Source organism: Glaciecola sp. G7-5 (assembly GCF_055808975.1).
In genome coordinates this window covers 3,847,894-3,874,750 of record NZ_CM147892.1, presented here as the reverse complement: position 1 = coordinate 3,874,750, position 26,857 = coordinate 3,847,894, and the positions used below count along the sequence as shown (strand labels likewise).

Annotated in this window: 22 protein-coding genes and 1 pseudogene; 18 read left to right on the top strand and 5 right to left on the bottom strand. The window is 41.0% G+C overall.

Features of this window, described 5'->3' with window-relative positions; genetic code table 11:
- Positions 1-9: 9 nt before the first annotated feature.
- From AC0L6H_RS17080 to pelG, 8 genes are read left to right on the top strand one after another with little or no spacing between them, the layout of a single operon-like run.
- Positions 10-1,422 carry a polysaccharide deacetylase family protein gene (locus AC0L6H_RS17080; protein ID WP_473390392.1) on the top strand — a complete coding sequence of 471 codons (1,413 nt, stop codon included), beginning with the start codon at positions 10-12 and terminating at the stop codon, positions 1,420-1,422.
- Positions 1,419-4,979 (top strand): tetratricopeptide repeat protein, encoded by a 3,561-nt coding sequence (locus AC0L6H_RS17075; protein WP_473390391.1) that lies wholly within the window; start codon positions 1,419-1,421, stop codon positions 4,977-4,979. The genes AC0L6H_RS17080 and AC0L6H_RS17075 overlap by 4 nt, the downstream gene beginning before the upstream one ends.
- Positions 4,980-5,015: 36 nt before the next feature.
- Positions 5,016-5,528: a hypothetical protein gene (locus AC0L6H_RS17070; protein ID WP_473390389.1), complete on the top strand. Its 513-nt coding sequence runs from the start codon at positions 5,016-5,018 to the stop codon at positions 5,526-5,528.
- Positions 5,529-5,562: 34 nt separating this feature from the next.
- Complete coding sequence (locus AC0L6H_RS17065) at positions 5,563-6,879, top strand: PelD GGDEF domain-containing protein (RefSeq protein ID WP_473390388.1); 1,317 nt, start codon at positions 5,563-5,565, stop codon at positions 6,877-6,879.
- 1 nt (position 6,880) lies between these two features.
- Entirely contained in the window at positions 6,881-7,855 is a 975-nt protein-coding gene (locus AC0L6H_RS17060; RefSeq protein ID WP_473390387.1) for a hypothetical protein, read from the top strand.
- Positions 7,852-8,112, top strand: coding sequence for a DUF3492 domain-containing protein (locus tag AC0L6H_RS17055; protein WP_473390385.1), 261 nt, complete (start codon positions 7,852-7,854; stop codon positions 8,110-8,112). Before AC0L6H_RS17060 ends, AC0L6H_RS17055 begins: the two co-directional genes overlap by 4 nt.
- Complete coding sequence (pelF, locus tag AC0L6H_RS17050; protein WP_473394567.1) at positions 8,025-9,422, top strand: GT4 family glycosyltransferase PelF; 1,398 nt, start codon at positions 8,025-8,027, stop codon at positions 9,420-9,422. Before AC0L6H_RS17055 ends, pelF begins: the two co-directional genes overlap by 88 nt.
- Entirely contained in the window at positions 9,403-10,785 is a 1,383-nt protein-coding gene (gene pelG / locus AC0L6H_RS17045) for an exopolysaccharide Pel transporter PelG (RefSeq protein ID WP_473390384.1), read from the top strand. Before pelF ends, pelG begins: the two co-directional genes overlap by 20 nt.
- 20 nt (positions 10,786-10,805) lie before the next feature.
- Here the strand turns inward: pelG and AC0L6H_RS17040 are convergent, their stop codons facing one another.
- Complete coding sequence (locus AC0L6H_RS17040; protein WP_473390383.1) at positions 10,806-11,972, bottom strand: N-acetylmuramoyl-L-alanine amidase family protein; 1,167 nt, start codon at positions 11,970-11,972, stop codon at positions 10,806-10,808.
- 750 nt (positions 11,973-12,722) lie between these two features.
- On the opposite strand from AC0L6H_RS17040, the gene rimP reads away from it, so the two are divergent.
- From rimP to rpsO, 6 genes and pseudogenes are all read left to right on the top strand, one after another.
- The gene (gene rimP / locus AC0L6H_RS17035) at positions 12,723-13,181 is read left to right on the top strand and encodes a ribosome maturation factor RimP (RefSeq protein ID WP_473390381.1); all 459 of its coding nucleotides are present in this window, start codon (positions 12,723-12,725) and stop codon (positions 13,179-13,181) included.
- A 35-nt stretch (positions 13,182-13,216) separates the two neighbouring features.
- On the top strand, positions 13,217-14,710 hold the full coding sequence (gene nusA, locus AC0L6H_RS17030; RefSeq protein ID WP_473390380.1) for a transcription termination factor NusA: 1,494 nt from the start codon (positions 13,217-13,219) through the stop codon (positions 14,708-14,710).
- A gap of 22 nt (positions 14,711-14,732) precedes the next feature.
- A pseudogene (gene infB, locus AC0L6H_RS17025) lies at positions 14,733-17,340 on the top strand (translation initiation factor IF-2).
- Between the two features lie 99 nt (positions 17,341-17,439).
- A complete protein-coding gene (gene rbfA, locus AC0L6H_RS17020) occupies positions 17,440-17,868 on the top strand; it encodes a 30S ribosome-binding factor RbfA (protein WP_473390379.1) in 429 nt (142 codons plus the stop codon).
- A gap of 3 nt (positions 17,869-17,871) precedes the next feature.
- On the top strand, positions 17,872-18,855 hold the full coding sequence (gene truB / locus AC0L6H_RS17015) for a tRNA pseudouridine(55) synthase TruB (protein ID WP_473390377.1): 984 nt from the start codon (positions 17,872-17,874) through the stop codon (positions 18,853-18,855).
- Positions 18,856-18,987: 132 nt separating this feature from the next.
- Positions 18,988-19,257, top strand: coding sequence for a 30S ribosomal protein S15 (gene rpsO / locus AC0L6H_RS17010; protein ID WP_473390376.1), 270 nt, complete (start codon positions 18,988-18,990; stop codon positions 19,255-19,257).
- Between the two features lie 84 nt (positions 19,258-19,341).
- On the opposite strand, the gene AC0L6H_RS17005 is transcribed toward rpsO, so the two are convergent.
- Both AC0L6H_RS17005 and AC0L6H_RS17000 read right to left on the bottom strand, forming a co-directional pair.
- On the bottom strand, positions 19,342-19,878 hold the full coding sequence (locus tag AC0L6H_RS17005; protein ID WP_473390374.1) for a hypothetical protein: 537 nt from the start codon (positions 19,876-19,878) through the stop codon (positions 19,342-19,344).
- 65 nt (positions 19,879-19,943) lie between these two features.
- Positions 19,944-20,075: a hypothetical protein gene (locus tag AC0L6H_RS17000; RefSeq protein WP_473390373.1), complete on the bottom strand. Its 132-nt coding sequence runs from the start codon at positions 20,073-20,075 to the stop codon at positions 19,944-19,946.
- Positions 20,076-20,342: 267 nt separating this feature from the next.
- On the opposite strand from AC0L6H_RS17000, the gene AC0L6H_RS16995 reads away from it, so the two are divergent.
- Positions 20,343-21,917, top strand: a complete 1,575-nt coding sequence (locus AC0L6H_RS16995; RefSeq protein WP_473390372.1) for a PAS domain-containing protein — start codon at positions 20,343-20,345, stop codon at positions 21,915-21,917.
- The gene (locus tag AC0L6H_RS16990) at positions 21,875-22,705 is read left to right on the top strand and encodes a putative bifunctional diguanylate cyclase/phosphodiesterase (RefSeq protein WP_473390371.1); all 831 of its coding nucleotides are present in this window, start codon (positions 21,875-21,877) and stop codon (positions 22,703-22,705) included. The genes AC0L6H_RS16995 and AC0L6H_RS16990 overlap by 43 nt, the downstream gene beginning before the upstream one ends.
- Before the next feature lie 77 nt (positions 22,706-22,782).
- Here AC0L6H_RS16990 and AC0L6H_RS16985 read toward each other — a convergent pair whose 3' ends face one another.
- On the bottom strand, positions 22,783-23,754 hold the full coding sequence (locus tag AC0L6H_RS16985) for a calcium/sodium antiporter (protein WP_473390369.1): 972 nt from the start codon (positions 23,752-23,754) through the stop codon (positions 22,783-22,785).
- 535 nt (positions 23,755-24,289) lie between these two features.
- Positions 24,290-25,198, bottom strand: coding sequence for a LysR family transcriptional regulator (locus AC0L6H_RS16980; RefSeq protein WP_473390368.1), 909 nt, complete (start codon positions 25,196-25,198; stop codon positions 24,290-24,292).
- A gap of 151 nt (positions 25,199-25,349) precedes the next feature.
- Between AC0L6H_RS16980 and AC0L6H_RS16975 the strand changes: the two genes are divergently transcribed.
- Both AC0L6H_RS16975 and AC0L6H_RS16970 read left to right on the top strand, forming a co-directional pair.
- Positions 25,350-25,841, top strand: coding sequence for a DoxX family protein (locus AC0L6H_RS16975; protein WP_473390366.1), 492 nt, complete (start codon positions 25,350-25,352; stop codon positions 25,839-25,841).
- Between the two features lie 60 nt (positions 25,842-25,901).
- Positions 25,902-26,846 (top strand): glutathione S-transferase family protein, encoded by a 945-nt coding sequence (locus tag AC0L6H_RS16970; RefSeq protein ID WP_473394566.1) that lies wholly within the window; start codon positions 25,902-25,904, stop codon positions 26,844-26,846.
- Positions 26,847-26,857 lie beyond the last annotated feature (11 nt).

Genomic DNA, 26,857 nt, shown 5'->3' with positions numbered 1-26,857 from the left:
CCAGTAAGATTGCTCGCGAATGAAAAAGACGTATGGTTGCTAGACCCTTTCAAACTGATTCAAAAAACCTTAAAGCTTCCCGCTATTCCGGTGATAGATGCGACAACAGAGTCTGGTCGAAGAATCCTACTTAGCTATGTTGATGGAGATGGTTTTCCAAGTAAGAGTTCGTTCATAGGTAATCCTTATACTGCTGAAGTACTGCGAGATAAAGTATTTAGCCGCTATAAAATGCCGCATACTATTTCGATTATCCAGGGTGAAATTTATAGCGGTGGCATGCACTCGCAAGAAAGTGAAGCCTTAGAAAATATTGCCCGTTCTATTTTTGAGTTACCTAATGTTGAATTAGCTTCGCATTCCTATAGTCACCCGTTTTTTTGGCGTAAAAATGAAGTTGAAGATTCTTTATACGGCTTACATTTAGAAATTCAAGGTTACGAACTCGACTACAACAAAGAAATAGTTGGCTCGATAGATTACATCAATACGTCCTTAGCGCCTGAAGGTAAAAAGGCAAAATTAATACTGTGGACTGGATTAGCTAACCCTACAGAGGAAATTCTTGAGTTAGCGGAACAAAATAATTTAGGAAATATAAATGGGGCGAGTACCTATGTCGTAAATGGTAATCAACCCTTGACCCAGGTTTATCCTTCAATTGTTTGGTATCCGAAGGCGGTACAAGTCTATGCACCTATCATCAATGAAAATTTGTACACCAACTTGTGGACAGAACACTATGACGGATTTTCACGCGTTATCGAAACCTTTGACTTGTTAGAGAGTCCGCGCAGGTTAAAACCCATTAGCATTTATTATCATATGTATTCAGGTCAATATCCTGTGTCAGTTAAGGCATTAGAGAGTATTTATGAGTGGGCGTACACGCAGTCGATTCATCCAATGTACCTTAGTGAATATGTAGATAGAGCCCGTGTCTTATATGATTCTGGCGTGGCTAAAACCTTAACCGGTCAGTGGCAAATATCGAGTCAGTCAATAAAAAATGTCAGACTACCCCATGAATTAGGTTTCCCAAATACCATGCAAGTAGTGGGCTTTAACGAAGAACAAGACGGTAAATACGTAAGTTTACTAAATAAAAAGACGGTATTTGACACTCAAAAAACGATGCCTCATGGTACATACATGCAAAGCGCAAATGGAAAAGTGCTAAATTGGCAGCTTGGACGCGCTTCGATCACGTGGGCGATTGCATCGCACGTTCCTCTAGAACTGATTATTCAAATCGGAAAAGAGCAAAAAGCAGAGTTATGTGAAGTTGATGCCACTATGCCAGTTAGTCTCACTAGAACGACGGCAAACTTACTTATAATTAAGAGTAAATTTTCCGGGGAAATAAGTGGCACAGTAACTTGTAAGGACGCCACAACGGCTAATAGCGGGGTGTCATCTTGAAATCGCAAGAGACAAAACGCTTATTCTCGGTAAATACCATACTCGCCTTGGCGTTGGTATCGATATTAGGATTGAGTATCTTATTTCCCAACAATCAAGCCTTACTTGATCTTATTGAGGAGTCATCTACTGCTGATATTTCCTTAGCTTTTTTGAAAGCACTGCATATGCAAGATGAAGCGTCATTAGAAATAGACCTTAGCATGGCAAAAAACTATGCCGCGAAAGCTGAGTTTTCAGAAGCGATTGACTTGCTAGATAAGGTGTTAGCGAATCCTAAATATCAACACAAAAATGAGGTAGTCGCCTTATATATTGATACGCTAAGTAAACACAATAATGCGCTCGATGGCAGCTTAAATAATGTCGTCCTTGAAAAGCTAGCATATTTTCAAGCAACGCTATCGTATCAACTTGATTTAAAAACAGCGCTTGTTTTAGCCAACCAAGCGCGCAGTTTGGCACGCCCTGATATCTCCTTAAATTTGCTAACTCCTCATGCCGCACTTTCAGGTGAGGCTTCATTTACTACGCTAATTTCTCTCGCTCTTGAATCTAATCTTCTTAGCCAAGCGCAATATTTTGCAAAAACTTTATTTGCAAAAGAACAAACGCTTGCAAACGCAAAACAATATTTAGCCATTTTATCAAACGCGAACCAGAGTAAAGAAATAGGTGATTTTTTAGAAACATACCATGGTGACTTACTTAACGACGCTGAGTTTTTAATGACGGCAGCCCAATACGCTGAGAAAAGTGCTTATTTGGATTTTGCCTTGTCGTTTACTGATGCACTTATTGCGATGCAGCCGAATGCGGCTAACTATGAATATGCATCGACTCTTTCTCTTGCTGCTAATAATTTGCCTCGAGCAGCAAAGTATCAAAATAAAGCGCTTGAACTAAAACCGAGCGCAGATGGTTATTTGCAGCTTAATAAAATATATAGTTGGCTTGGTGAAATATTACTAGCTCAGCGCAGCAGTTTACAAAGTATTGCACTTAATCCAACACAAGAAGCTGTTCGTAAAGGGATTAGCGAGTCCAGAGCATTGGGTGACATTGGCACTGAAGCCAGCTTGTATGTGCTGTTAGGACAAAACCATTGGCTTGCAGAAGATGAATATAAGCCATGGATTGATGCAATTGAGAAAGGTTTAGGAAGCCCAGAGGCGACTGAACAAGTCTTAGCTGTGCTCAACGACCAGCCTAAACATCCGGTTCTATTAGGTGAATTAGGTCGCTTGTATAGTTATGCCGACAAGCATGACTTAGTGGTTGCTACCTTGGGGAAATTGGCGAAGCAACAAAACTTAAGTTACAAACAAGCTTATCGAATGGCTCATGCTTATGTCATGTTAGATAATATTAAACTGGCATTTGACGGACTAAAAAATGTCTCAAATTGGTCTAAGGGCCCTGAAGAGTTCCTCGAACTTTTTTCACGCCTTGCCTATGACAACGGCGAGCGAAGCTTAGCCTTACAAGCATTCAAACGTCTCAGAAACACCAACAGTGAAGCTTTTGATCTGTACCGATATATGCGTTTATTGTTGCCAGTTGATAGCACAAACGTCGAAGAAATACTGGCTTTATACAATGAGTATCAAGACGAACACTTGCACATGCAGCTACTTAGCTATGCATTTAAAAATAATGACGTTGATTTGATAGATAACTTAATCGCTTCTACGCTAGATAATCCAAAATACGCCCAAAATACCAGCATTTTGATGTGGCAGGCAAAATATTATGAAAGTAAGCAACAAGGTGATAAAGCGCGGCAAACATTATTGCAACTGCTAGCCATTGACCCCGAAAATACGCTCGTTCTTAATAATCTGATATGGTTTGCACTCGACAATAAAGAAGACACTTTTTTACGTAATCTTTATGCACATTTTAAACGCTATAATACTGACAAGCCCGAAAGCTGGTTAGCTATGGCGAGTATGAGTGACTACTTAGGGGAAAGCCAAGATGCCTTGTTGTGGTATCAGAAAGTCCTCTCGGCAGACCCAAGTCTATCTGGGAAGCTGAATAAACCAGCGCAAATCACACTGGATGCACAAAAAAGCACAGTCTCTGTGTTACTCAATTACGCAAGTTTACTTGACCGCACGGGTAATAAGCCTAAAGCACATTTGATTCGCAGATACCTGTTAGCCCATCAAAGCCAAGTATTGCAAGTAACTCCAAGTGGCGAACTCAGTTACCGTTCGTTAATTGACACATTTATTAGTCCTGCTGTGGCGAAACACATGGTGACCCAAAGCGCTATGGATAGACGCGGCGAAGTGGCGATATCTGAACTTTATGCCCAAAACCTGCGTGACAACCAAGCATATAAGATCCTTTTCTGGCAAGAACAAAAAGCCTTCGCTGAATTTCAACTGCCTGATTGGCAACAGTTGTCCTTGGCGTTGCAAACAAAGGACATTACAAACGTAAAACGTTTGTTAGATAAACCAAACAATCTGCCCATTGCTGATAAATACGTAGCAAATCAGGAAGCCGGCAGACACTATATTGCTTGGCAATTGGGCGAGTCAAATCTGGGCAATTCTCATATTTCAGAAAACGATCAGAGCTTGTTGCGCAAGTTGCATGTGCAGCAACATCCTGTAAAAACTCATAGTATAGGCATTAGAAAAAGTCGAAATTCAACGTGGAATGAGAACCGCCTGGATCTTGAATACTATGCTCCGCATAAATACGGAAACTATCGAGTGCAAGGCTATAAAAAACAAATGGTCTTGGCAGGCCGTGGTTTGTCGTACGAGCAACTCGACGAAACTGGATTGAAAGTATCTTATTTGCGTCAACTAGAAGATAGTTCATGGCAACTAAAGCTTGACTACGCTGATGGAATAGCGAAAGAGCGATTTGGCTTGTCAGGCGAATATGATTGGATGCTTAATGATTATTTGTCAGCAAAGCTCCACGCTGGCATAAATATGCCCAATACACAAAGCCGACTTATGCACATTGCAGGTAAGGAAGACCGCGTAGGCTTTGATCTTTTGTTCCTGCCAACAGCCCGCGAGCATGTAAGTGTATCAGCGGCAGTTAGAAAGTTATCTACCCGCTTTGATGAAGATATTGCACAAGGCTGGTCCCTCAACATTCGCGCCACAGAACAACTTCTTTTCGATATTCCAGCTTTTCAAGTTTATGCCGATATAAATTTGCAAGGCTACTCGCACAGTGACAATGATTTAGCTACCTTCAATCGTTATTTTACGAACCGAAGGTTTAATTCCTATCGAGTGGACGATTTTACGAAAAAGAGTTTTCAGCGTCTTAGTATTGGTCAAAGGTTAAGTTATGGCGAGCCCGGTACGCCCGGGAAAACACTGCCTTCACCAAATTATTGGCTAGATACCTCACTTGGTTATAACAACAGTATTAAAGAATTCGACTTGAACATAAGTGCAGGGCTAGGAGCAAGTTTGTTTGGTGATGACGAATTGTATTTTAAAGTTGACTGGCAAAGCTCAGACCGCTTTGGCGATGAATATTTAAATTTTTCTTTAGGCTATACGTATGGCTTATAAATTATGTAGGTATAAAAAATGAATAGGGTGTTTACAATGCAAAGATTATTAATTGTTTGTGCAGTGCTAATGCTTGCATCATGCGCAAGTTATCAAACAAGCGAAAGCCCGGGCGTTGATAAGAACGCACGCTGGGTAATTATGCCTATAATCAATCACTCAACAACGCCCATGGCAGGACAACAAGCTGAACAAATTTTAAGCTCTATTATGTTTAAGCTCGGTGTTAATAGCGATATGTATCCGGCAAATGAAGCAACAGATCTTGCATCAATGCTAGATGAAAATGCCAAGCGTAAACAAGCCCAAGAGTGGTTAGCAAATCAAACTTACGACTATGTTCTCACGGGCACTATACAAGAATGGCACTATAAAACCGGTTTAGATGGTGAGCCAGCCGTTGGTATCACTCTTGAATTAATTTCTGCAAGCAGTGGCGAAACTCTTTGGAAGTCGTCGGGTAGTCGTGCTGGATGGGGACGTGAAAGTGTCTCTGCGGCAGGTCACAAAGTGATTGAAAATATAATAGACGGTTTATCACTTAAATAGCTAGTCAACTTCGCATATTTTTATTAGGTGATTCGTGCAAAATATTCAACAACGTTTATTTGGTTATAAAATAAATAAATTTGCCTGGCTAGAAACGCTTGTTGTAGCGGCTTTGTCTTTGCTTGTTTGGTATATGATAGAAGAATCTAGTTCACTTCAAGCTTCGCAGTCTGTATTTTTGTGGCCGGTCCTGGGGCCACTTTTGATTGCACTTCGCTATGGTTTTGCAAAGGGCTTTGTTTGTGCACTAGTCACAGTGCTTGGCTTTTTGTTAATGAGCGAAGTGTTGTTTGATAGTTTGCAGTTTTCTTTATCGAGCGCGGTTGGTATTTGTTTGTGTGCTATGTGCGCTGGTGAATTTCATGATTTGTGGTACAAGAACACCGAAAAATATAAATTAAACCATGATTACATGGCCAGAAAGCTTAATAGCTTTACTCAAAACTACCACCTACTAAAAGTTTCTCACGATCAACTAGAGCAAAAAATCGCATCTGACACGGTTAATCTACGGTCAAGTATGCAAGCATTGCAACTGATAGCCGCTAAACACCCTAATTATGAGCTAGCGAATCTTGCCGATCCTTTTTTGGATATTTTTAGAGACACCGGCGGGGTAGAACTCGCTGGCATATACAAAGTTGAGAATAATTGTATTGTTCCCAAACCCTTATCTAAACTTGGTAATCAGCATGCATATGATGCAAATGATCCTATGCTCTTAGATATGCTAAAAACGAAAAAGTTAGCGTCAATTGCAAAAGCGGTTACGCCCGAAGAGCATCAATCACGTTATCAGTTATGCATTCCTTTGACCGACACTAACGGCCAGCTTCAAGCGGTTATTTTGGCCGAGAAAGTGAAGTTTTTCATGCTCACTAAAATCAATATTGCGTTAATGTCGGTGCTTGCGAATTACGCGGCTGATTTGATTTCACCCGAATCTTCAACGCCTAGTCTCGCGCCAAGCCAAGGAAGCTTGTTTAGGCAATATCTTGCTCGCGCGCTAGAAAATATGGAGCAGTTTGGTACCGATAGCTCAATTATTATTTGTATTGACCATTCAGGTAAATACGAAATGTCCTTGAAACACGCGGTTGATTACCGCCGCGGCGCAGACGTGTACTGGAATTGTCAACACAATACATATGGAGGTGAGGCGATGCCCGCACTCGCGGTGCTATTACCTTTAACTGAATTAGTTGACGCCCAAGCATATGTGTTGCGCTTAGAGAAAATACTAGAAAGTCAGTTAGGTCAACATAGCAAGAATATTGATATTCTCGGGCCCTTATCACTGCATCAAAATTGGGACCGAATACAAGAGTTACTAAAAGATTTGGGAGCATAAATTGAAATTAATCGCTGCCATTTTGTTTCTACTTTTGCAAAGTGCGATTGCCGTAGTCTATTTTTATGCGCCAGATTTTGAATATTACTGGCCATGTTTGTTTATTTTGCATTTATTCACTTCTTTGTTTATCAGTTTAGCTTGTTATTTATCCTTACCTTCACAATATATTGATGAACATTATCAATATCGATATCTTTTCTTCTTTTTTATATTCAACTTTTTTCTTCCTATTTTGGGTCCGCTAGGGAGTGTTTTTGCGATTATTCTGGCACTCTACCTGCCTAAATATACGCAGCCAGTCACTTGGGATATTACCGAGACTATTGACTTACCCGACACGCCTGGTGAGTTTTCATTGTTTCAATATAGTGGCGGCTCGATGAACAGTATTTTGCTTCATCACTATGATGTTTATCAACGTCAACAGGTTGTACAAGCAGCAATTCACCTGCCAGCAAAAGCGTCTATACCGGTCCTAAAGATTGCCATAAGCGATGCGTCAGACGATGTACGTTTACTCGCGTTTTCTGCGCTTGAAAAAATGGAAACAGACATCAATCAAAATCTGGTAGACACGCAAAAACGCTTCAACGAAAACAATAATCACGTAGACGCGCTTACCATTGCAGAACAATACTGGGAATTGTGCTATTTAGGTATTGCCTCACATGCCGCGCGTCAGTTGTATTTAAAAAATGCGCAAAATTATCTTATTAAAGCCGAAAGATTAAAACCAACCACTGCCGCAAGACTATTGCTGGGACGTGTGCTAACGGCGCGAGGTAACTCGATTGATGCGATAAAAGTCTTCTCAAGATGTATTGCTATGGGCATACATAAAAATCAAGTTGCCCCATATTTAGCTGAAGCGGCATTTGACGCCGGCCGCTATGACCTAATGAAAAATTACTTAAGTCATATTTCCGACACCAACTCAGACAAGTTTTCGCAGATTAAGGCCTACTGGTCATGATTAAATTCAAGAGTGATGAAATAAATAATACAAGCGAAATTAAGACTTCTATCGATACGGTAGATGTATGCTTGTTACTCGAAGGCACGTATCCATATGTAAAAGGTGGAGTATCAAGCTGGATTCATCAACTTATAAATGGATTGCCTGAGTATACTTTTTATATTGTATTTTTGGGTGGAAGCCCCGACGCTTATCAAAAAAGCTTTATGAGTTTCCCGAAAACGTTGTTGGTTTTGATGAATATTACTTATTAGAACCACTGGACAGCAAAAGCAAAAAACGAAGAGCTTTAATTAAAGACAAGTCGAATGCAGAAATCTGGAATGAATTCTTAACTTATTTCGACGACAGCAAAGACCCCATTAGTTCTGCTGTACTTAAGCAGATTTCAAATGAGTTAGGTGTGCAAGGCGGCTTCACTTTGGATGATTTCTTTAAAAGTGAAGCCTCGTGGGATGTGCTGTTGGAGCGCTACGCAAGTACTGCTGTTGACAAGTCTTTTGTTGATTATTTTTGGACATTCCGCAATATTTATCAACCTATATTCTTATTAGCAGAAATTTCAAGAAAGCTACCCAATGCTAGATTATTTCATAGTATTTCTACGGGATATGCTGGTTTTTTGGGGGCCTTGGCTAAACAACGAAAAGAACGTAATTTAATTATTAGCGAACATGGTATTTATACTAAAGAGCGCAAGATTGATTTGGCACAAGCGCCATGGATACGCGACAGCCACAGTGAGATAGACCATTCTATTCATCGAGACATAGAAAATACCAGAAAAATGTGGATTCGTTTTTTTGAACAACTTGGTTTGTCAGCCTATCACCAATCCCAACACATCATTTCTTTATTTGGTGGTTATCAGCAAAAACAAATTTTAGATGGCGCACCTGACCAACGCACCCAAGTGATCGTGAATGGTATCAAGACGCGCCGATTTGACCAGGCACTTGAGTGCAGAAAACAAACGCCTCCATTGGTGGTTGGGTTAATTGGCAGAGTTGTGCCCATCAAAGATATTAAAACATTTATTCGGACTATATTTTCTTTAGTTGAAGATTTTCCCACTATTAAAGGGCTTGTGATTGGGCCGCGAGAGGAAGACCCAAAATATGTCCAAGAGTGTGAACTATTGGTGCAAAGTCTTAACTTACAGCGCAATATTGAGTTCACGGGAAATCAAAATGTTGCTGAAATTTTACCTGAATTAGGCGTAGTAATTTTAAGTTCGATAAGTGAAGCACAGCCACTAGTATTGCTTGAGGCATTTGCTGCTGGCGTGCCGTGTGTTGCGACTGATGTTGGTGCTTGTAGTGAAATGTTGATTGGCGCTAACGACGAAGATAAAGCCATAGGTCCTGCTGGCATAATTGTTCCTATTGCTAATCCCAATGAAAAAGCAATGGCTTTAAAAACATTGTTATCTGACCCTGTGAAATGGCGCCAGTACGGTGACAATGGCCGTCGCCGCGTTACTACTTACTACGAAGAAAAAGATATGTTCAATGCGTATCGAAAGCTTTATGAGGAGGCCAAACATGGCGGGCATAGGCTTTGAACTAAAAAAAATACTTAACAAACGCTCATTACTTTCCGTTGTTGAGGCCTATGGACTAGCTGGCATTATTGGCTCTGGGCCTTGGGTCATTTCGATACTCGCGCTTTTATGTATTGGTATGATTAGTGTCAGTATGCGTACATCAGCAGATGTGATTATTCAATTTCTAGTCATAGTCACTTATTTGATGGCTGGTTCCCTAATTATTAGCGGCCTGTTTCAGCTATTGCTGACTCGATTTATTTCAGATTTAATCTTTGCTGAACAAGAAAAACGCATCGTTGCAAATTTATTTGGTGCAATGTTGGTTACGACGGTTATTGGCGCTATCGTGGCGGTCAGTTTACTTTTGTTTGCACCCACTATCAGCATGCCAACAAAGATTACCATTCTTATGTCATTTCTACTTTTATGCAATCAGTGGCTGGCGATTATTTTTTTGAGTGGTATGAAAGAGTATTACCAAATATTCTTTACCATCATGGCGAGCTATTTGCTGATGGTATTACTGACCTTCCTTATCAATCCTGACTCCTTATTTGGTTTGATGCTTATTTTCACTGCTTGTCAAGCGATACTAACCTTCATTTTTATTTTTTCAATTGTGCGCGGTTTTCCTCCAAAAACCTTGGTGTTGTTCGAGTTTTTAAATCGTAAATCTACGTTTTATTCCTTACTTTTTTGTGGGTTTTTCTATAATTTAGGGGTGTGGCTAGATAAGTTTGTGTTCTGGTTTCGTGACGAAACATCACACAGAGTCATCGATTTTTTTAAAGCTTCATATATTTACGACGTGCCGATCTTTATTGCTTATTTAGCGATCGTTCCGGGCATGGCGGTATTCATGTTAAAGATGGAAACAGACTTCGCTGATAAATGCCTTAATTTTTATGCAGCCGTTAGAAAAGGCGCAAGCTATAAAAAAATAGTGACTTTAAAAAATGATATGACCGAAGCATGTCAGGCGAGTATATATTACATTTTTAAGGTTCAGGGTATAACGTGTGTATTATTGTTATTCTTCGCGAAAGACATACTTATTTTACTTGGCATTGACGTCAGTTATTTACACCTATTATATGTTGATATTGTAGGCGTGAGTTTACAAGTGGTTGTGATGGCAATCTTAAACGTAATGTATTATCTCGATAAGCGTTATGAAGCGCTTGCTTTGACTATTTTTATGGCCATGCTTAACTTTGCACTAGCGCATTTGAGTATCAATTTAGGCCCTATGTTTTACGGATACGGCTTTGCTGTTACCATGATGCTAACAACAATTATTGGTATGGTTTTATTAGATAGACAATTTACCACCCTTGAATACAAGACCTTTATGTTGCAAACAACCAAGCGAGTTTGAGCTCGCTAGAAACGCCTTATTTAGATTCCGTTTCTAAAAGCACTCATGCTCGCGACGATTGCTTCATATAACTGATATTGCAAGCTGTCTTTGTTGTCCCTTGGGTCTTCGTCTTCTTGCTGGCTGCTTTGCTCATAATGATGCAAATTATCTATATTCAGAAGAATGCTAGGCAATGACGTACTAGCCAGAATCACAAGCTTAGCTGATTGTGGAGACGCCACGTCAAAAGCTAATCGTTTGTTTAGTTCGCGTGTCAATAGATTGGCAAATCGCTTACTGGATTTAGTGTTGGGCTTGTATATTTGAGCTAATGCCTGCGCTGACAGGTTTTCTTGTTGGTCTACATTATTGATTAAATCCGCTACATTCCCTAGAAGAATAGCTTCGGACTCGTTTTTGACCAACACTTGTCCAAGCTCGCTTGATGATGACGCGTCTTGATAAACCCATACTGACACCTTAGTATCTTGACCAGCATTCATTGCATCGCCGTGTAGTGATATAAATAAATCGGCTATTTGATCGTGTGTAGAGGGGCGTTCATGGGGATATAAAAAGCGGTCGTCGTTACGTGTTAGCAAAACCTCAACCCCGTCTAAGGCAGATAACTTGCTTTGTAAATAGTTAGCAAGATGCAAGTTTATGTCTTTTTCGAAAGTGTTCGCGCGGGTCGAACCTAAGTCCACACCGCCATGCCCCGGGTCGAGTAAAATAGTAAAGCGAGACCTTTTTATTAAATCTACTATTATCCGAAATCCTTTATTCTCAATCGGTTTCAAATAGAAAATATTCACTTCAGGTTGTTTTTGGAGGTCAAAAACAATATCAGCGTATTCTGTCGTTTTGGCGTCATGGTAAGTGATAGTTTTGATGAATTCAGAGTTTACAGCATTAAAGATCGTGCTATCTATACGTGATAGCTTATTGTCATGATAGATTGAAAGCGTGAGAGTTGATTTATCATCACTTGTCTTATGTTCAAATCGAACGATGTCTTGAAATTCAAAAACAATGCGGGTTTTTTCGCTACTATTTGAATATCTAAAATCAAGGCTATTGAACGAAAGGGCCTCGCCAGTGAAAAGTAAAATGAATAAAAGCGATAATATCTGACGCAACTTAGCAAGGGCGCTAAACAATGATTGCTCGCCATTAATTTTTAAATCACCTTTTGTATTTACCATTTATCTATTAACCTTGTTTGTATTGTTGACTCATACGAAGCTTTTTTGTTTCAGTGAGATCACGACGCCATTGTATCGCGATAGCTTTTATTTGCAGATATTTGCCAAATTCATCTGCAAAATTCACGCCAGTAAAGTCTATATCTAATTAACTTGGTCCTTATCCCAGCACAAGAGCTCAATTTGTTATTTTCTTGCGCAGTGCTGCGTACTTTTAATTTTGTCTTAAAAGGCACTTATAGTGTTTACAACAGGCCAGTGTTTGCCGCACATGGCTAATAGCGCTTTTTAGGGGATGTTCGCTTGCTAGAAGCAACGCTTGAAGTAAAAGACCCTAACAAGATGTATTATGCATTTTAGCTTTTAAACGGGCTTATCGTTTATTTCGCTTTTATATGCTTATTTATAAGCACTTAGTTTTTATTAAGGTTTGCGATATTGTCGCGGTACTAGTATAATCCCCGAAAATTAACGAACTCCCTGAATGTACAGGTAGGCAATTGCCTTAATTTGCCTGTAAGAATTCATTACAAAGTAACGTTAGTGCAAGCGGTCGTGATACTTAGCGTGGTCTAACGCAGGTTCAGGTCTCTACCACTTACCCATTATTGGATAAATAATGTGTTCGTGGTAATACGAATTTAGGTGATAGCTCCGCTTGTTCGGGGCTTTTTTGTATTTGTTGATTGCTAAAAATCAACGCTTAATGGGCTATATGCCCTTTTTTTATATGTGTAAATGGAGTTGGGATTGTCACAACTTGAAATAAAACTAACAGAAATGTTAACGCCAGCAGTAGAAGCTGTTGGTTTCGAATTGGTCGGTGTGGAATTTGTTCGTGCTGGCAAACATTCGACATTAAGAATATATATTGACTCTGAAGACGGAGTTGAGGTTGACGATTGCGCCGATGTAAGTCGTCAAGTGAGCGCAGTATTGGATGTAGAAGATCCTATTTCGACTGAATATAACTTAGAGGTATCGTCGCCGGGCATGGACCGACCTCTATTTAAACCTGACCATTATCGTCAGCAAATTGCCCAAACCATTACCGTGAAATTGCAGATGCCACAAGACGATAGGCGTAATTTTAAGGGTGTATTAGAAAGTTGTGATGACCGTGGTTTTACGATAGTCGTTGACAACCAAAAGTTTGAACTGGCTTATGACAATGTATTAAAGGCCAATTTAGTTCCAGAATTTGATTAAACTTATTATGCTCTGAACAGAGCGATGAGGCGAAAATGAGCAAAGAAATACTACTAGTAGCAGAAGCAGTTTCAAATGAAAAGCAAGTACCCAGAGAAAAAATCTTTGAAGCTTTGGAATTTGCATTAGCAAGTGCCACTAAAAAGAAAAACGAAGGCAACATAGAAGTGCGCGTGTCAATCGACCGTGACACGGGTGATTTTGATACTTTCCGTCGTTGGATGGTCGTTGCTGATGATGTTGTTCAAGAAAACCCGTTCGCGGAAATCACCTTGTCAGCAGCACAAGTTGATGAACCTGATATTGAACTAGGTGGTTTTGTTGAAGAACAAATCGAGTCTATTTCGTTTGACCGAATTACAACGCAAACCGCGAAACAAGTTATTGTTCAAAAAGTACGTGAAGCGGAACGTGCGCAAATGATAGCTGAATATGAAAGTAAAGTAGGCGAATTGGTTACCGGTACGGTCAAGAAGGTAAACCGCGACAACGTTATTATTGATTTAGGAAATAATGCAGAAGGCGTGATCTTCAGAGAAGATATGTTACCAAGAGAAACCTTTAGACCGGGCGATCGTGTACGTGGATTGTTATACGTAATTAAGCCAGAAGCGCGCGGTGCACAGCTATTTATTAGCCGTACGCACCCTGACATGCTAGTTGAACTATTTAGACTAGAAGTGCCAGAGATTGCAGAAGAAACCTTAGAAATTATGGCGGCAGCTCGCGATCCAGGTGCTCGCGCTAAAATTGCTGTGAAAACGAACGACAAACGTTTAGATCCAGTAGGCGCATGCGTAGGGATGCGAGGTTCACGCGTTCAAGCTGTTTCAAGTGAGTTAGGCGGAGAACGTGTTGATATAGTGCTTTGGGATGATAACCCAGCCTCTTTCGTTATAAATGCTATGGCACCAGCAGAAGTGGCGTCAATCGTCGTTGACGAAGACGCTAAATCAATGGACATAGCTGTCGAACCCGACAACTTAGCACAAGCCATTGGTCGTAACGGCCAAAACATTCGTTTAGCAAGTCAGCTAACCGAGTGGGAGCTAAACGTAATGACGGTTGAAGACCTCAATACCAAGCATGAAGCAGAAAATCAAAAAGTACTTTCGGTATTTACTGAAGGCTTAGAGATTGACGAAGATTTTGCGCTAGTGTTAGTTGAAGAAGGTTTTACCAGTCTTGAAGAAATTGCCTATGTTCCGGTAAGTGAATTACTTGAAATAGAAGGCTTAGACGAAGAATTAGTAGAAGAACTACGTAATCGCGCAAAAGCAACTTTAACGACCCGCGCACTAGCGAATGAAGAATCGCTAGAGTCGGCAGAACCACAGCAAGAATTGCTTGATCTAGCCGGCATGGATAAGCATGTTGCATACATACTAGCAAGCCGTGGTATTACAAACCTAGAGCTGTTAGCTGAACAAGGTACCGACGAAATAAGCGACATTGAAGAGTTAACCGAAGAGAAAGCGGGCGAACTCATCATGGCGGCGAGAAACCTCGTTTGGTTTAACGAAGAATAGGTCAATAGGAGAATTATTCGATATGGCAGAAGTTTCCATAGAAAAGTTAGCAAGTGATATAAGCACGACTGTTGACCGATTATTAAAGCAATTTAAAGACGCAGGCATTGAAAAATCTGTTTCCGACGGCGTGACTGAAGAAGAAAAAGCAGAAGTTGCTCGACTTTTTAAGTAAGCAGCATGGCGGTGACGGCGCATCAGCACCTAAAAAAATGACCCTGCAGCGAAAGACAACTAGCACAATTAGCCTTGGTAAATCGAGAGCAGTTAAAGTTGAAGTGCGTAAGAAACGCACTTACGTTAAACGTTCAGAGGCTGATTTAGAGCGCTTAGCGCAAGAAGAAGCGCAGCGCAAAGCTGAAGAAGAAGCGCGCCAAGAACAAGAGAGACAAGCAGCTGAAAGCGCTAAAGCAGAAGCGCTTGAAAAAGCCAAAAAAGCGGCTGAAGCACGCAAGCAACAAGACGCTGAAAGAGCGGCTCGTGCTGAAAAAGCCAAGAAAGAAGCCGAAGAACGCAAAGCTGCTGATTCAAACTTAACTGATGAAGAACGCGCGGCTCAAGCGCAAGCAAGAGCAGAAGAAGAGCGTATTAAGAAACAGCAAGAAGAAGAAACTCAGAAGAAGCTCGAAAAAGAAGCGAAACAAGCTGCAGAAGATGCACGCAAGTTAGCGGAAGAAAACGAGCGTCGCTGGAAAGAAGAAGAAGAGCGTCGTAAAAAAGACGAGGCTAAAGAAGTTCACTTGCATTCAAACCGTTATGCTCAAGAAGCAGAAGACGAAGAAGATGCACAGATTGAACGAGGCGGACGTCGTCGTAAGAAGTCGAAGAGAAATGCCGGTGAAGATCTTAAACATAGCTTCAACAAACCCGTTATGCCTGTAGAAAAAATTGTAAAATTAGGTGAAACCATCACCGTTGGTGATTTGGCTAGCAGAATGGCGGTTAAAGGCACTGAAGTCATTAAAACCATGATGAAAATGGGTGAGATGGCAACAATCAACCAAGTACTTGATCAAGAAACAGCCGTTTTAGTGATTGAAGAAATGGGCCATAAATATGAAGTGGTTAACGAAAATGCACTCGAAGAAGAATTGATTGCTAACTCATCAGGTGGCAAGAGCGAATCCAGAGCGCCTGTGGTTACCATCATGGGCCACGTTGACCATGGTAAAACATCTTTACTCGATTATATTCGTCGTGCGAAGGTTGCTGATGGCGAAGCGGGTGGAATTACCCAGCACATCGGTGCCTACAGCGTTGAAACAGATAATGGTCGAATTGCCTTTTTAGATACACCTGGTCACGCCGCATTTACCGCAATGCGTGCACGTGGTGCAACGGCAACAGATATTGTTGTGTTAGTTGTTGCTGCAGATGATGGTGTTATGCCTCAAACCAAAGAAGCGATACAGCATTCTAAAGCGGCAGGTGTACCAATGATTGTCGCGGTCAACAAAATGGATAAAGAGTCAGCCGATCCAGACCGCGTAAAAACCGAACTATCGCAGGTAGAAGTTATATCTGAAGAGTGGGGCGGTGATTATCAATTCGTAAGCGTATCGGCAAAAACCGGTATGGGCGTCGATGACTTACTTGAGGCGATTAGTTTACAAGCTGAAGTGCTTGATTTACAAGCAATTAAAGAGGGTCCAGCACGCGGTATCGTGATTGAATCACGCCTTGATAAAGGCCGTGGTCCGGTAGCCTCAGTGCTGGTTCAAGAAGGTCTTTTGAAGCCGGGTGATATACTACTGTGCGGTGAAGAGTATGGTCGTGTACGTGCTATGCGCGATGAATCAGGTAAAGAAATTCAAGAAGCTGGTCCATCAACGCCGGTAGAAGTACTGGGTTTATCTGGTGTTCCTATTGCCGGTGAAAGCGCATTAGTTGTGCAAGATGAGCGTAAAGCACGTGAAGTTGCCGGCAAACGTCATACTAAGCAACGTGAGTTGAAATTAGCTAAGCAGCAAAAAGCTAAGCTAGAAAATATGTTTGCTAACATGGAAAGTGGTGATGTCAGTGAGTTGAATATCGTGCTTAAAGCCGACGTTCAAGGCTCAATCGAAGCAATTGCCGACAGTTTGACTAGATTGTCTACCGATGAAGTGAAAGTAAACATCGTCGGTAGCGGTGTTGGTGGTATCACCGAAACTGACGCGAGTTTAGCGGCTGCATCGTCAGCGATTGTTGTTGGCTTTAACGTACGTGCTGACGCAACATCACGCAAAATGATTGAAGCGGAAGAAATCGACCTTCGTTATTACAGCATCATCTATGAACTAATAGATGAAGTTAAGCAAGCGATGACCGGTATGCTAGCACCAGAATTTAAACAACAAATTATTGGTCTCGCAGAGGTCCGTGACGTATTTAAATCACCGAAAATCGGCGCAATTGCCGGCTGTATGGTGACAGAAGGCGTAATTAAACGTAATAATCCGATTCGTGTTCTACGTGACAACGTAGTGATTTACGAAGGGGAGCTTGAGTCCTTGCGTAGATTTAAAGACGATGTACAAGACGTCAAAAAAGGCATTGAATGTGGTATAGGCGTGAAAAACTATAATGATGTAAAAGTAGGCGATCAAATAGAAGTATTTGAAATCGTCGAAGTGAAACGCGAATTATAGACGCTCGTAAAGCTAAGTAGGTAGGACGGAGGCCAAGCGCCTCCGTTTTTGTCACTGTGCTCTTTCAAACAAGCGTAGAGATTAGTGTAAGGAAAAATAATGGCTAGAGAATTTTCTAGAACAGACCGTGTAGGTCAACAAATTCATAAAGAAGTCGCTAGTATTCTTCAACATGAGTTTAAACATCGTGAGCCGCAAGTAGGCATGATTACTGTATCGGGCGTAGAAGTATCGCGAGATCTTGCCCATGCTAAAATCTTTGTTACCTTTTATAGCAATAGCGCAGAGAAAATAAACGAAGATTTTGAGAAGCTAAATGAAGCTAGAAGCTTTGTACGTGGACTGCTCGGCCGTCGTATAAGAATGCGTAATGTGCCTGCAGTACATTTCTTCAAGGACAGCTCGATTGAAGAAGGTGCCAGAATTTCTGCTTTGGTGAACAAGGCGGTTGCATCAGACAAAGCAAAGCATGTTGATGATCCTACTGATGATGCAAGCGACAGCGATGCAACTACTGATAAAGACTAATTGATGGCTAGAAAACGTAAAGGACGCCTCATTAATGGGATTTTACTTGTAGATAAACCACAAGAGGTGTCGTCGAATCATGTGGTACAGCGCGTTAAAAGAATCTATAAAGCGGCAAAAGCAGGGCATACTGGAGCACTTGATCCCTTAGCGACAGGCCTACTACCTGTTTGCTTAGGTGAGGCAACGAAGTTCTCCCAGTTTTTGCTTGACGCTGATAAAAGCTATTTTGTTACTGCTAAACTAGGCCAGCGAACCGACACATCAGACGCTGATGGCGAGGTGGTTGAAACCAGACCTGTTAACGTGGCCGAAGCTCAGATAAAAGCGGCTATCACGCATTTTGTTGGACATATCAAACAAGTTCCGTCGATGTTTTCCGCATTAAAGCATGAGGGAAAGCCCCTGTATTTTTATGCGCGTCAAGGCATTACGATTGACAGACCAGCTCGCGATATTACTATTTACAGTATTGAATGGCTTGGCTTAAAAGGCGACGAGCTATCTTTAAATGTGAGTTGCTCTAAAGGAACTTATATTCGTTCGCTTATTGATGACCTCGGACAAATGCTTGAATGCGGTGCTCATGTAAGCGTGCTGCGAAGAACCGAAGTCGCACATTATAAGGCTTCACAAATGATAAGTTTTGATGAGCTAGATAAAGTGTTCGCAGAGAGTAACCCGCAGACTGCAATAAGTGAAAACGAAACAACTAACAACACGCTAGCGCAAAACTTTGATGCCATTGACAAGTTACTCTTGCCAATGGATACGCCTATACAGTCCTTACCAATAATGGCGCTTAGCGAGCAAGATACACTATATTTTCAGCAAGGTAGGGCGATTGATGCAGCGTCAAATATTGACCAACAATGGCCGTCAGAGCAGATATATAGGGTCTATCAAAAGAGCAATAATCGCTTTTTAGGAGTGGCCACCGTCGACGAGGCGAAAATGCTACAACCAAAACGTGTGGTGGTGTACTAAATTTTATATATTGCTTAATTGATAAATACCAATAAGCACTTGCGCTGTAGCTAATAATGTATATACTACGCGCTCTTTACGCGAGTCTGAATTAGTGATTGGACTCGTTTCACATTCTTTTTTGGAGAAATTATGTCACTAACTACAGCAGAAATAGCAAGCATTGTTGCCGATTACGGCGTTAAAGAAGGCGATACAGGTTCACCTGAAGTACAAGTTGCTTTGCTTACTCACAACATCAATAAATTACAAGGCCACTTTGCTGACCATAAGAAAGACCACCATTCACGTCGTGGACTTTTGAGAATGGTAAGCCAACGTAGAAAACTTCTTGATTACTTAAAGCGTAAAAACGCTCAGCGTTATTTAGAACTTATCAAGCGTTTAGGCCTACGTCGCTAAGCAGCGAAGTTAGACATAAAAAAAGCATCCATTGGATGCTTTTTTTGTATCTGCTTAAAAGGCAAATGTAATGTCTAAATTTACTTAAACAGACTTTTTTGCCACTTCGTCTAGTTTCTTTTCTAATTGCTGTAGCTTTTGCAACAATGTTGTATTTCGTTTTTCAAGCAAGATAAGTTTTTCTGTCATCTCGCGCAGTGTCGCACTTTGCTTAGCCTGACTTTGTTGATATTCGTCTTGTTTTACGGTGATAGCGAGTAATTCATTGGCTTGTGCATTGATTTTAGTATTCACGCCATCGATGCGTGGACGCAAGTTGGCGACAGTTGATTTATTCTCAGCCACTTTGCTATCTATTTCTTTTACAAGTCTGTTGGTGTCTTGCGTTAAATTTTTAAAGTTAGCCTCTAAGGTTTTAATTTCTTGTTGGTTGCGCCGCCATGCAGAGGCCCAAAGCTTATCCATCTGCTCCCAAAGCTCTTCAGCCCGGGCTGACAATTCACCTACTTTCACTTGCAGCTCTACGGTTGAATTACCCATTTCTTCACCCGTAGCAGAAAGCCTATCCTCTAAGGTTTTTATGCGCTTTTCATTTTCTTGTAATAGCGTTTCGTTTTGCATGTTAAGACTAAATAAATAGCCAGACGCACCGCATGCGATTAGCGCCAGGACTAGTACTAAATTGTTTAGGGCACTACTGTTTTTGCTCTCTGTAACGGTACTTTTAGTATTTGACTTACGGTTTCCCCCATAGGGATTCGGTCATTAAATTCGACGTTAATGGGTGCAAAATCTTTATCTTTCGGATCAACCGACATTCACTGTTTCCTTATTCTCGATAGCATATTTTTTACTATTGTCGATATCATACAACAAGTTATCAAAGCTGCTAAATTTTTATCAAAAATACTCGTTTAAATTCCTATATTAAACTTATTGCGCGCATAAGGTTGGAATATGATCAGTACATCATATATGATGTTTACCAATAGTATTCTTTATTGGTTATTATGAAACTAAATAGAAAACTTTCATTTACCTTAGGTGTCCGGTCGCTAGTTTTACTGGTATGTCTTGGTTTATTGATGGCTTTTGTACAAACAATATTTGACTTTAGAGAGCGTGAAGCTGAAGTTAAAAACACAATCGCCTCAATAGTGACCTCTGCAAAAGGTTCCGCTAGTGACGCAGTTTATCTTCTCGAACCAAGAATGGCAGAGCAAGTCATTAATGGCCTGTCTTACTTCGATTATTTTAGTTATGTGGCTATCATAGATGACAACGATAACGTCATGGCTGATTTTTCTAGGCAAGAAACACTCGGTGACAACGTTCATCTCAATACTTCCTACAACCCCGTACTTTCTCTAGTTGTCGAAAACTTTTCAAAAGACATTGTCCCATTATCGGGCGAAATGATGTCTCCTAGTCGAGACGAAGCCTATGGTCAAATGGTAATTATTGTTGATAACCATATCGCGTTGTCGGGGGTATATGATCGAGCCATTAGAGCCTTTGGTATCGCCGTTTTTGGCTATATGTTACTGACGGTTGCATTAGGTGTTTTATACCATTATTCGTTGGCTTCACCCCTTATCAGGCTTTCTAAACGCTTACAACGGGTGAATACTAAATCTATTGCAACGCAAAAAATTAGTCAGTTAGTAGGGCACGAAAAAAACGAATTCAGCTTAATCATCAATGCTGCAAACGATATGTTGTCTCGAATATCCAGTGGACAGGTACTATTAACCGAGCGAAGCCAGCGTTTTCGTTTAATTCTAGACACGGCGCCAGCGCTCATATTTTCGCTCGACAATAATCTTAATTTCGTTTTTGCCAATAAAGCCACGGCAACATTTTACGGCTATTCAATTTACGAATTAAAAGGCAGAAGTGCTAAGGACGTTATTGAACCCGTCGATCCAAACATGATGCAGTCTATAACGGAGTTTATTTCTTCAAGTAAACGACAGTATGACAAAATTGTGCAGGTGAAAAATGCGAATCGTGCTTCTTGTCATATGGAAATGTCCTTTGTTAAATTCAAAACTCCTGAAGGGCATAGTATTCTAGTGACGGCCTCTGACGTCACCAAGCGGATAACTGCCGAAGAAAAAATTGAATCTCTTGCTTACTTCGACCCGCTTACTTCCTTGCCAAATAGAAATAAAGTCTACGAAATACTTAGCGAAGATAACTGTGATGATGAATTATATGGCATAGCGGCGATTGCCGACCTTGACCAATTTAAACGAATTAACGATACCTTGAGTCACTCGGTAGGAGACCAGTTAATTGTAAAACTGGCGCGTAGATTACGTAAGGAATTTGCTTTTTCTGATTTAATAGCTCGTTTAGGTGCTGATGAATTCTTATGTATAGAAGAAAACGTATCGAGCGATATTAATATTGCCAAAAATGGCGCAGAAGTATTGGGCGAAAGGCTACGTAGCTGTATCAACAAAGAAATTGAAATAGGTCTACATAGTTATGCCTTGTCAGCCAGCGTTGGGGTCATTGTATTTAAAAAGAATCAGCTAAATGCTGATGAGATTCTTCAATATGCTGATACCGCGATGTATGAATCAAAAGAGCAGGGCGCAATTGCGTCACCATGTTCAAAGATGAAATGGCAACCCAAGCGGCTGAATTATTAAAGCTTGAACGTGACATTATGAAAGCCATGTTCAGAGACGAGTTTTACTTTGTCTTGCAGCCCGTTATTGATTCAACAACGCAAGAAATATGTGGGGCAGAGGCGCTTATGAGATGGCGAAGAGGGGATGATATCATCAGCCCTGACGAGTTTATTCCCTTCTTAGAAGAAAGTGCGCTGATAGTAGATGTGGGCGAGCGTATATTAAACAAAATTTGTGAGTATATCGCTGATATTCAAAAACGTGGAATTATGCCTAATGGCTTTAAAGTGGCGATAAATATAAGCGCTAAACAACTCGCTCGAAACGACTTTATTGAAACCTTGTCCAAAGTACTTAAAAAATACAAAGTATCGCCAACCTGCATCGAATTAGAAATCACTGAAAGCGTGGCGCTAAACAACATGGCCGATACGGTCAAGAAAATCCTCAACATGAAGAAAATGGGAATTACCTTTTCCCTTGATGATTTTGGCACTGGTTACTCGTCACTTAGCCATTTAAAAGATTTACCCGTAGATAAATTAAAAATTGACCGCTCTTTTATTAACGACATTACTGTTGATAAACAAGACGAGAATTTAGTACGTTCAATTATGCAACTGTCTAATAACTTAGGCTTAACAACGGTGGCCGAAGGCGTAGAAACACAAGCGCAGGTCGAGTGGCTAATGCTTAATGGCGACATATTGTTACAAGGTTACTACTTTAGCCGGCCTCTAGAACCCTTGGAGTTTGAGCAAAAGTATTTACTTGAGCAGACAGAAGATGAACTCAGTGACATTTAGTATTTTTTAAGCTGTTGCGTTCTAATAATCGAAATTTTGTGAGCCGATTATTTGTATATTACAAGATCGTTATCACATTACCCGAGTACAGATGAGACCAGCCAAGCATTGTATGCGCAAAAAGCAACTATCAAAAAAGCACCTTCAAATCGATTAATACGGCCTGCTCGTCTAAATCCATATGCAGTAATCAGTAATGCTACTGTCATGCCCATCATCACTAACCAGTCGCGAGATAAAACATCTGAGGACAGGTTTTGCATGGGCGATATAACACCTGCAATTCCTGTTACCGCCAACAGATTAAACATGTTTGAACCCACTACATTGCCAATGGCAATATCATGCTCACCTTTGCGGACTGCGATAATAGAGGCTGCAAGCTCAGGTAATGAAGTTCCTAGCGCAACTATAGTTAGACCTATGATCAAGTCGCTTACGCCAAGCACATGAGCAATACTAACTGCGCCCCAAACCAGTATCCGAGAACTTATAATTAACAAAGTAAGACCAAGCACTAACCAAAAAATGGCTGTTTTAATAGGCATGGCTTTCGCGTTCAATTCCTGTTCCGTATCATTTTCTAATGCGTCTCCTTTTGCCTTCATGGCAGAAAAGATACTCCAGCCAATTAACACAAAAAATCCGACTAAAAGAAGTACAGCTTCAAAACGCGCTAGGGCATCATCCCAGAGAAAGTAACCTAGCAGCAAGCCTATAAACAGTAATAAGGGGATCTCTTTTCGGACTATTTTAGATTGCACCATAATTGGCGTAATCAGCGCGGTCACACCAAGTATTAATCCGGTATTGACGATGTTTGAACCAATTGCATTTCCTAATGCTAAATCCGGGTTACCGTCTAATGCTGCCATTGCCGAAACAACCATTTCAGGCGCAGAAGTGCCAAAGCCAACAATCACCATACCTATTAGTAATGAAGGCATTCCCAAATGCTTAGCGGTAGCAGCCGCTCCATCTACAAAACGGTCAGCGCTCCAAACCAATAAAATAAAGCCACTTAGTATGGCTAAAATAGAGAGCGTCATAGTGTTACCTTAAGGTTAATGTGAAAGAGTGCACTCTGAAAAGATAATCTAGTAGATAGCAGAATCGATTAAAGCTGATATTCTAAGATAAAGTTAATATCTGTCAACGCAAATAGCGTTCGAAAGCATAATACATTAGCTAGCGTATTGCTTATTTTATTCAGGCTTCTATTGCATCAATACGCGACCACAACCAATACATCTATTCTTGTTTTTGGTTCGCTTCGCTCGAATGAACGATTATAGTTACTAAAGTATTGCCACCTTTAAAGGGATATTGCAGCCACAAAAAAGGACGCTAAAAAGCGTCCTCGTTTATCAATGTGGTGGTGGGGCGGGACGCGGGTTTGGTTCCCGCGATAGCAATCGATTTAGTGTCTCAAAAGCTTTTAAATACTGATGCGGGCTAGTGCTTACGCAGGAGTTTCGGAATCCATTTTGTCAGACGCTAGCAGAAACTCGGTTGACAAGTGCTTGTTTTCGGAAGGCAGATCACTTTTAATTTCCTTTAATGCCGCTCGGTAGTCCGCTTTAATCAATAATCATCCCAATAAGGTGGTTCTCCAAAATAAGTGCCTAAAAAGTCGAGAAAGGCCCGAAGCTTTGGCGCCAGAAGTTTTCGATGAGGATAGACGGCGTATAAGCCCATCGTTTCCAGTTCAATGTCATTAAGCATGGTTTTTAGCTTGCCTTGCTTCAGTGCTTCTCCCACGATAAATGTTGGTTGCAGAATATAGCCCTCACCAGCAATAGCGGCTGCCATCAATATCTCACCATTGTTTGCGGTCAAGCCTGATTGATTTGTATTCGAATTAGCACGCAAAACTTTCATTAAAGGATTTTCGGATACAGAGTAATCCATGTAGCTGTAACGTAGAAAGTGCGAACTATTCAATTCCTCTGGGTGGGTCGGAGCCCCGTATTTTTCAATATACGAGGGAGCTGCGCAGAGTACTAATCTGACAGGCGCTATTTTTTTTGCAATCAAAGATGAACTTTTTAAGTGCCCAATTCTCAGTGCGACATCAAACCCATCTTCGATGACATCCACTTTACGATCACTTAATTCAAGGTTAACGCCGACTTCCGGGTACTCTTGTTTGAAATCCCGGATAAGTGGCGCAAGGTGTAATGTTGAAAAGGAGACTGGTGCACTTATTTGTAGAAGCCCCTTGGCAGTACTTTGAAGTTCACCAAAGTGGCTTTCCATATCATGAAGACTCTCCAGAATGTGCATTGCATGCTGTAAGCACTGTTCACCTTCCTGGGTTAAGTGAACTCGCCGAGTTGTTCGGTTAAACAATCTCACACCTAGTTGCTCTTCTAGCTGAGATACATATTTGCTCACTAGTTGATTTGAGGTCTCTAGTTTCTCAGCGGCTTTGGTAAAGCTACCAAGGTCTGCCACGGCGGCAAACGCTTTCATCGTGTCTAAGCGGTCCATGGATAAATCCTATATTGCAAACATTATGTTGATAATTATTCCATAATATCCTTATTTATTCATCAATATGTTGTTAGTAGTATAGATATCAACCTGACTGAGGCGGTCAGCGCGGTCAGTCTTCACTTATGACTTAGAGAGGAATTTCACGATGAACAAGCAAACTATACACAATATATTGAAATCAGATGCAGGCCTTGCAGCATTAGCTTTAAGAGTACCTGTTGGGATTATCCTGGCTGCTCATGGTGCACAGAAATTATTTGGCTGGTTCGGTGGTTATGGCCTTGAAGGTACTGGTCAGTGGATGGCAAGTATCGGGTTAGAGCCAGGGTATTTGATGGCCCTCTTGGCAGGCAGTGCAGAATTTTACGGTGGCCTGGCTTTGGTACTTGGTTTGTTAACCAGGCCTGCTGCAGTCGTGAGCGCATTTACTATGTTGGTGGCTATTTTTAGTGTCCACTTTGAGCATGGGCTTTTCTTGACAAATAACGGCTATGAATACGCTCTTGCATTGTTTGCTGCAACCGTAGCATTAACTATTCAAGGTGCAGGAAGCTTTTCGGTTGATAATGCGATAGCAAAGAATGTGGTTGGCCGTGCTTCTGTCAATGAGCCATCGCATCTAAAACAAGTGGCTTAATGTTCAACCGATAATGCCTTCCTGAGTAGCAGGAAGGCCATTTTAATGAGGTATTTACCAATGTTAGTTAATGGCGTTTGGCAAGAGAACTGGCAGCCGGTTCAGAACAAAGACGAAAAAGGTCGCTTTATACGACAAACATCGTCGTTTCGACATTGGATTACATCAGATGGCTCGCCCGGTATCACGGGTGAAGGTGGTTTTAAAGCGGAAGCAGGTCGGTATCACTTGTACGTTGCTTATATTTGCCCTTGGGCAAGCCGCACATTAATGGCGAGAGCTTTAAAGGGGCTGGAAGATATTATTTCGGTTTCTGTGGTTAACCCCAAGTTGACGGAACAAGGATGGCAGTTTGGTGATTTCCACGGATGTGATAGTGATGGCCTGAATGGGGCGACTTATATGCATGAATTGTATACTCAGGTAGCGCCAGATTTCACCGGTCGAGCAACCGTTCCTGTTTTGTGGGATAAAAAAACAAAAACCATTGTTAACAATGAGTCGGCAGATATTGTTCGAATGTTTAATAAAGCCTTTGCCGATCTCAAAGATATAGGCCCTGATTTGGTTCCCAGTGAATGGGTATCAGAGATTGATTCACTAAATGCATATATCTATTCCGATCTTAATAATGGTGTATATCAAGCTGGTTTTGCATCGACACAAGAAGCTTACGAAGAAGCCTTTGAAAAAGTATTCAATGCGCTCGATTCTCTGGAAGAAAGATTAGCAGATGGACGTAAATTTCTATTTGGTGACGCATTCACTGAGTCGGATATTCGTTTGTTTGTCACCTTAATTCGATTTGATGTGGCTTACCATGGGCTGTTCAAGTGTAATCAAAACATGATTAAAGAGATGCCTAAACTCCATAATTACATGCATCGTATTTTGGCGATGGAAGGTATTCAAAGCACAGTGAATATAGAGCACATAAAAGCAGGTTACTACTCGATAAAGGCGCTTAATCCCACTGGTATTGTTCCCGTAGGTCCAGCGATTTAAAAATATCTGGA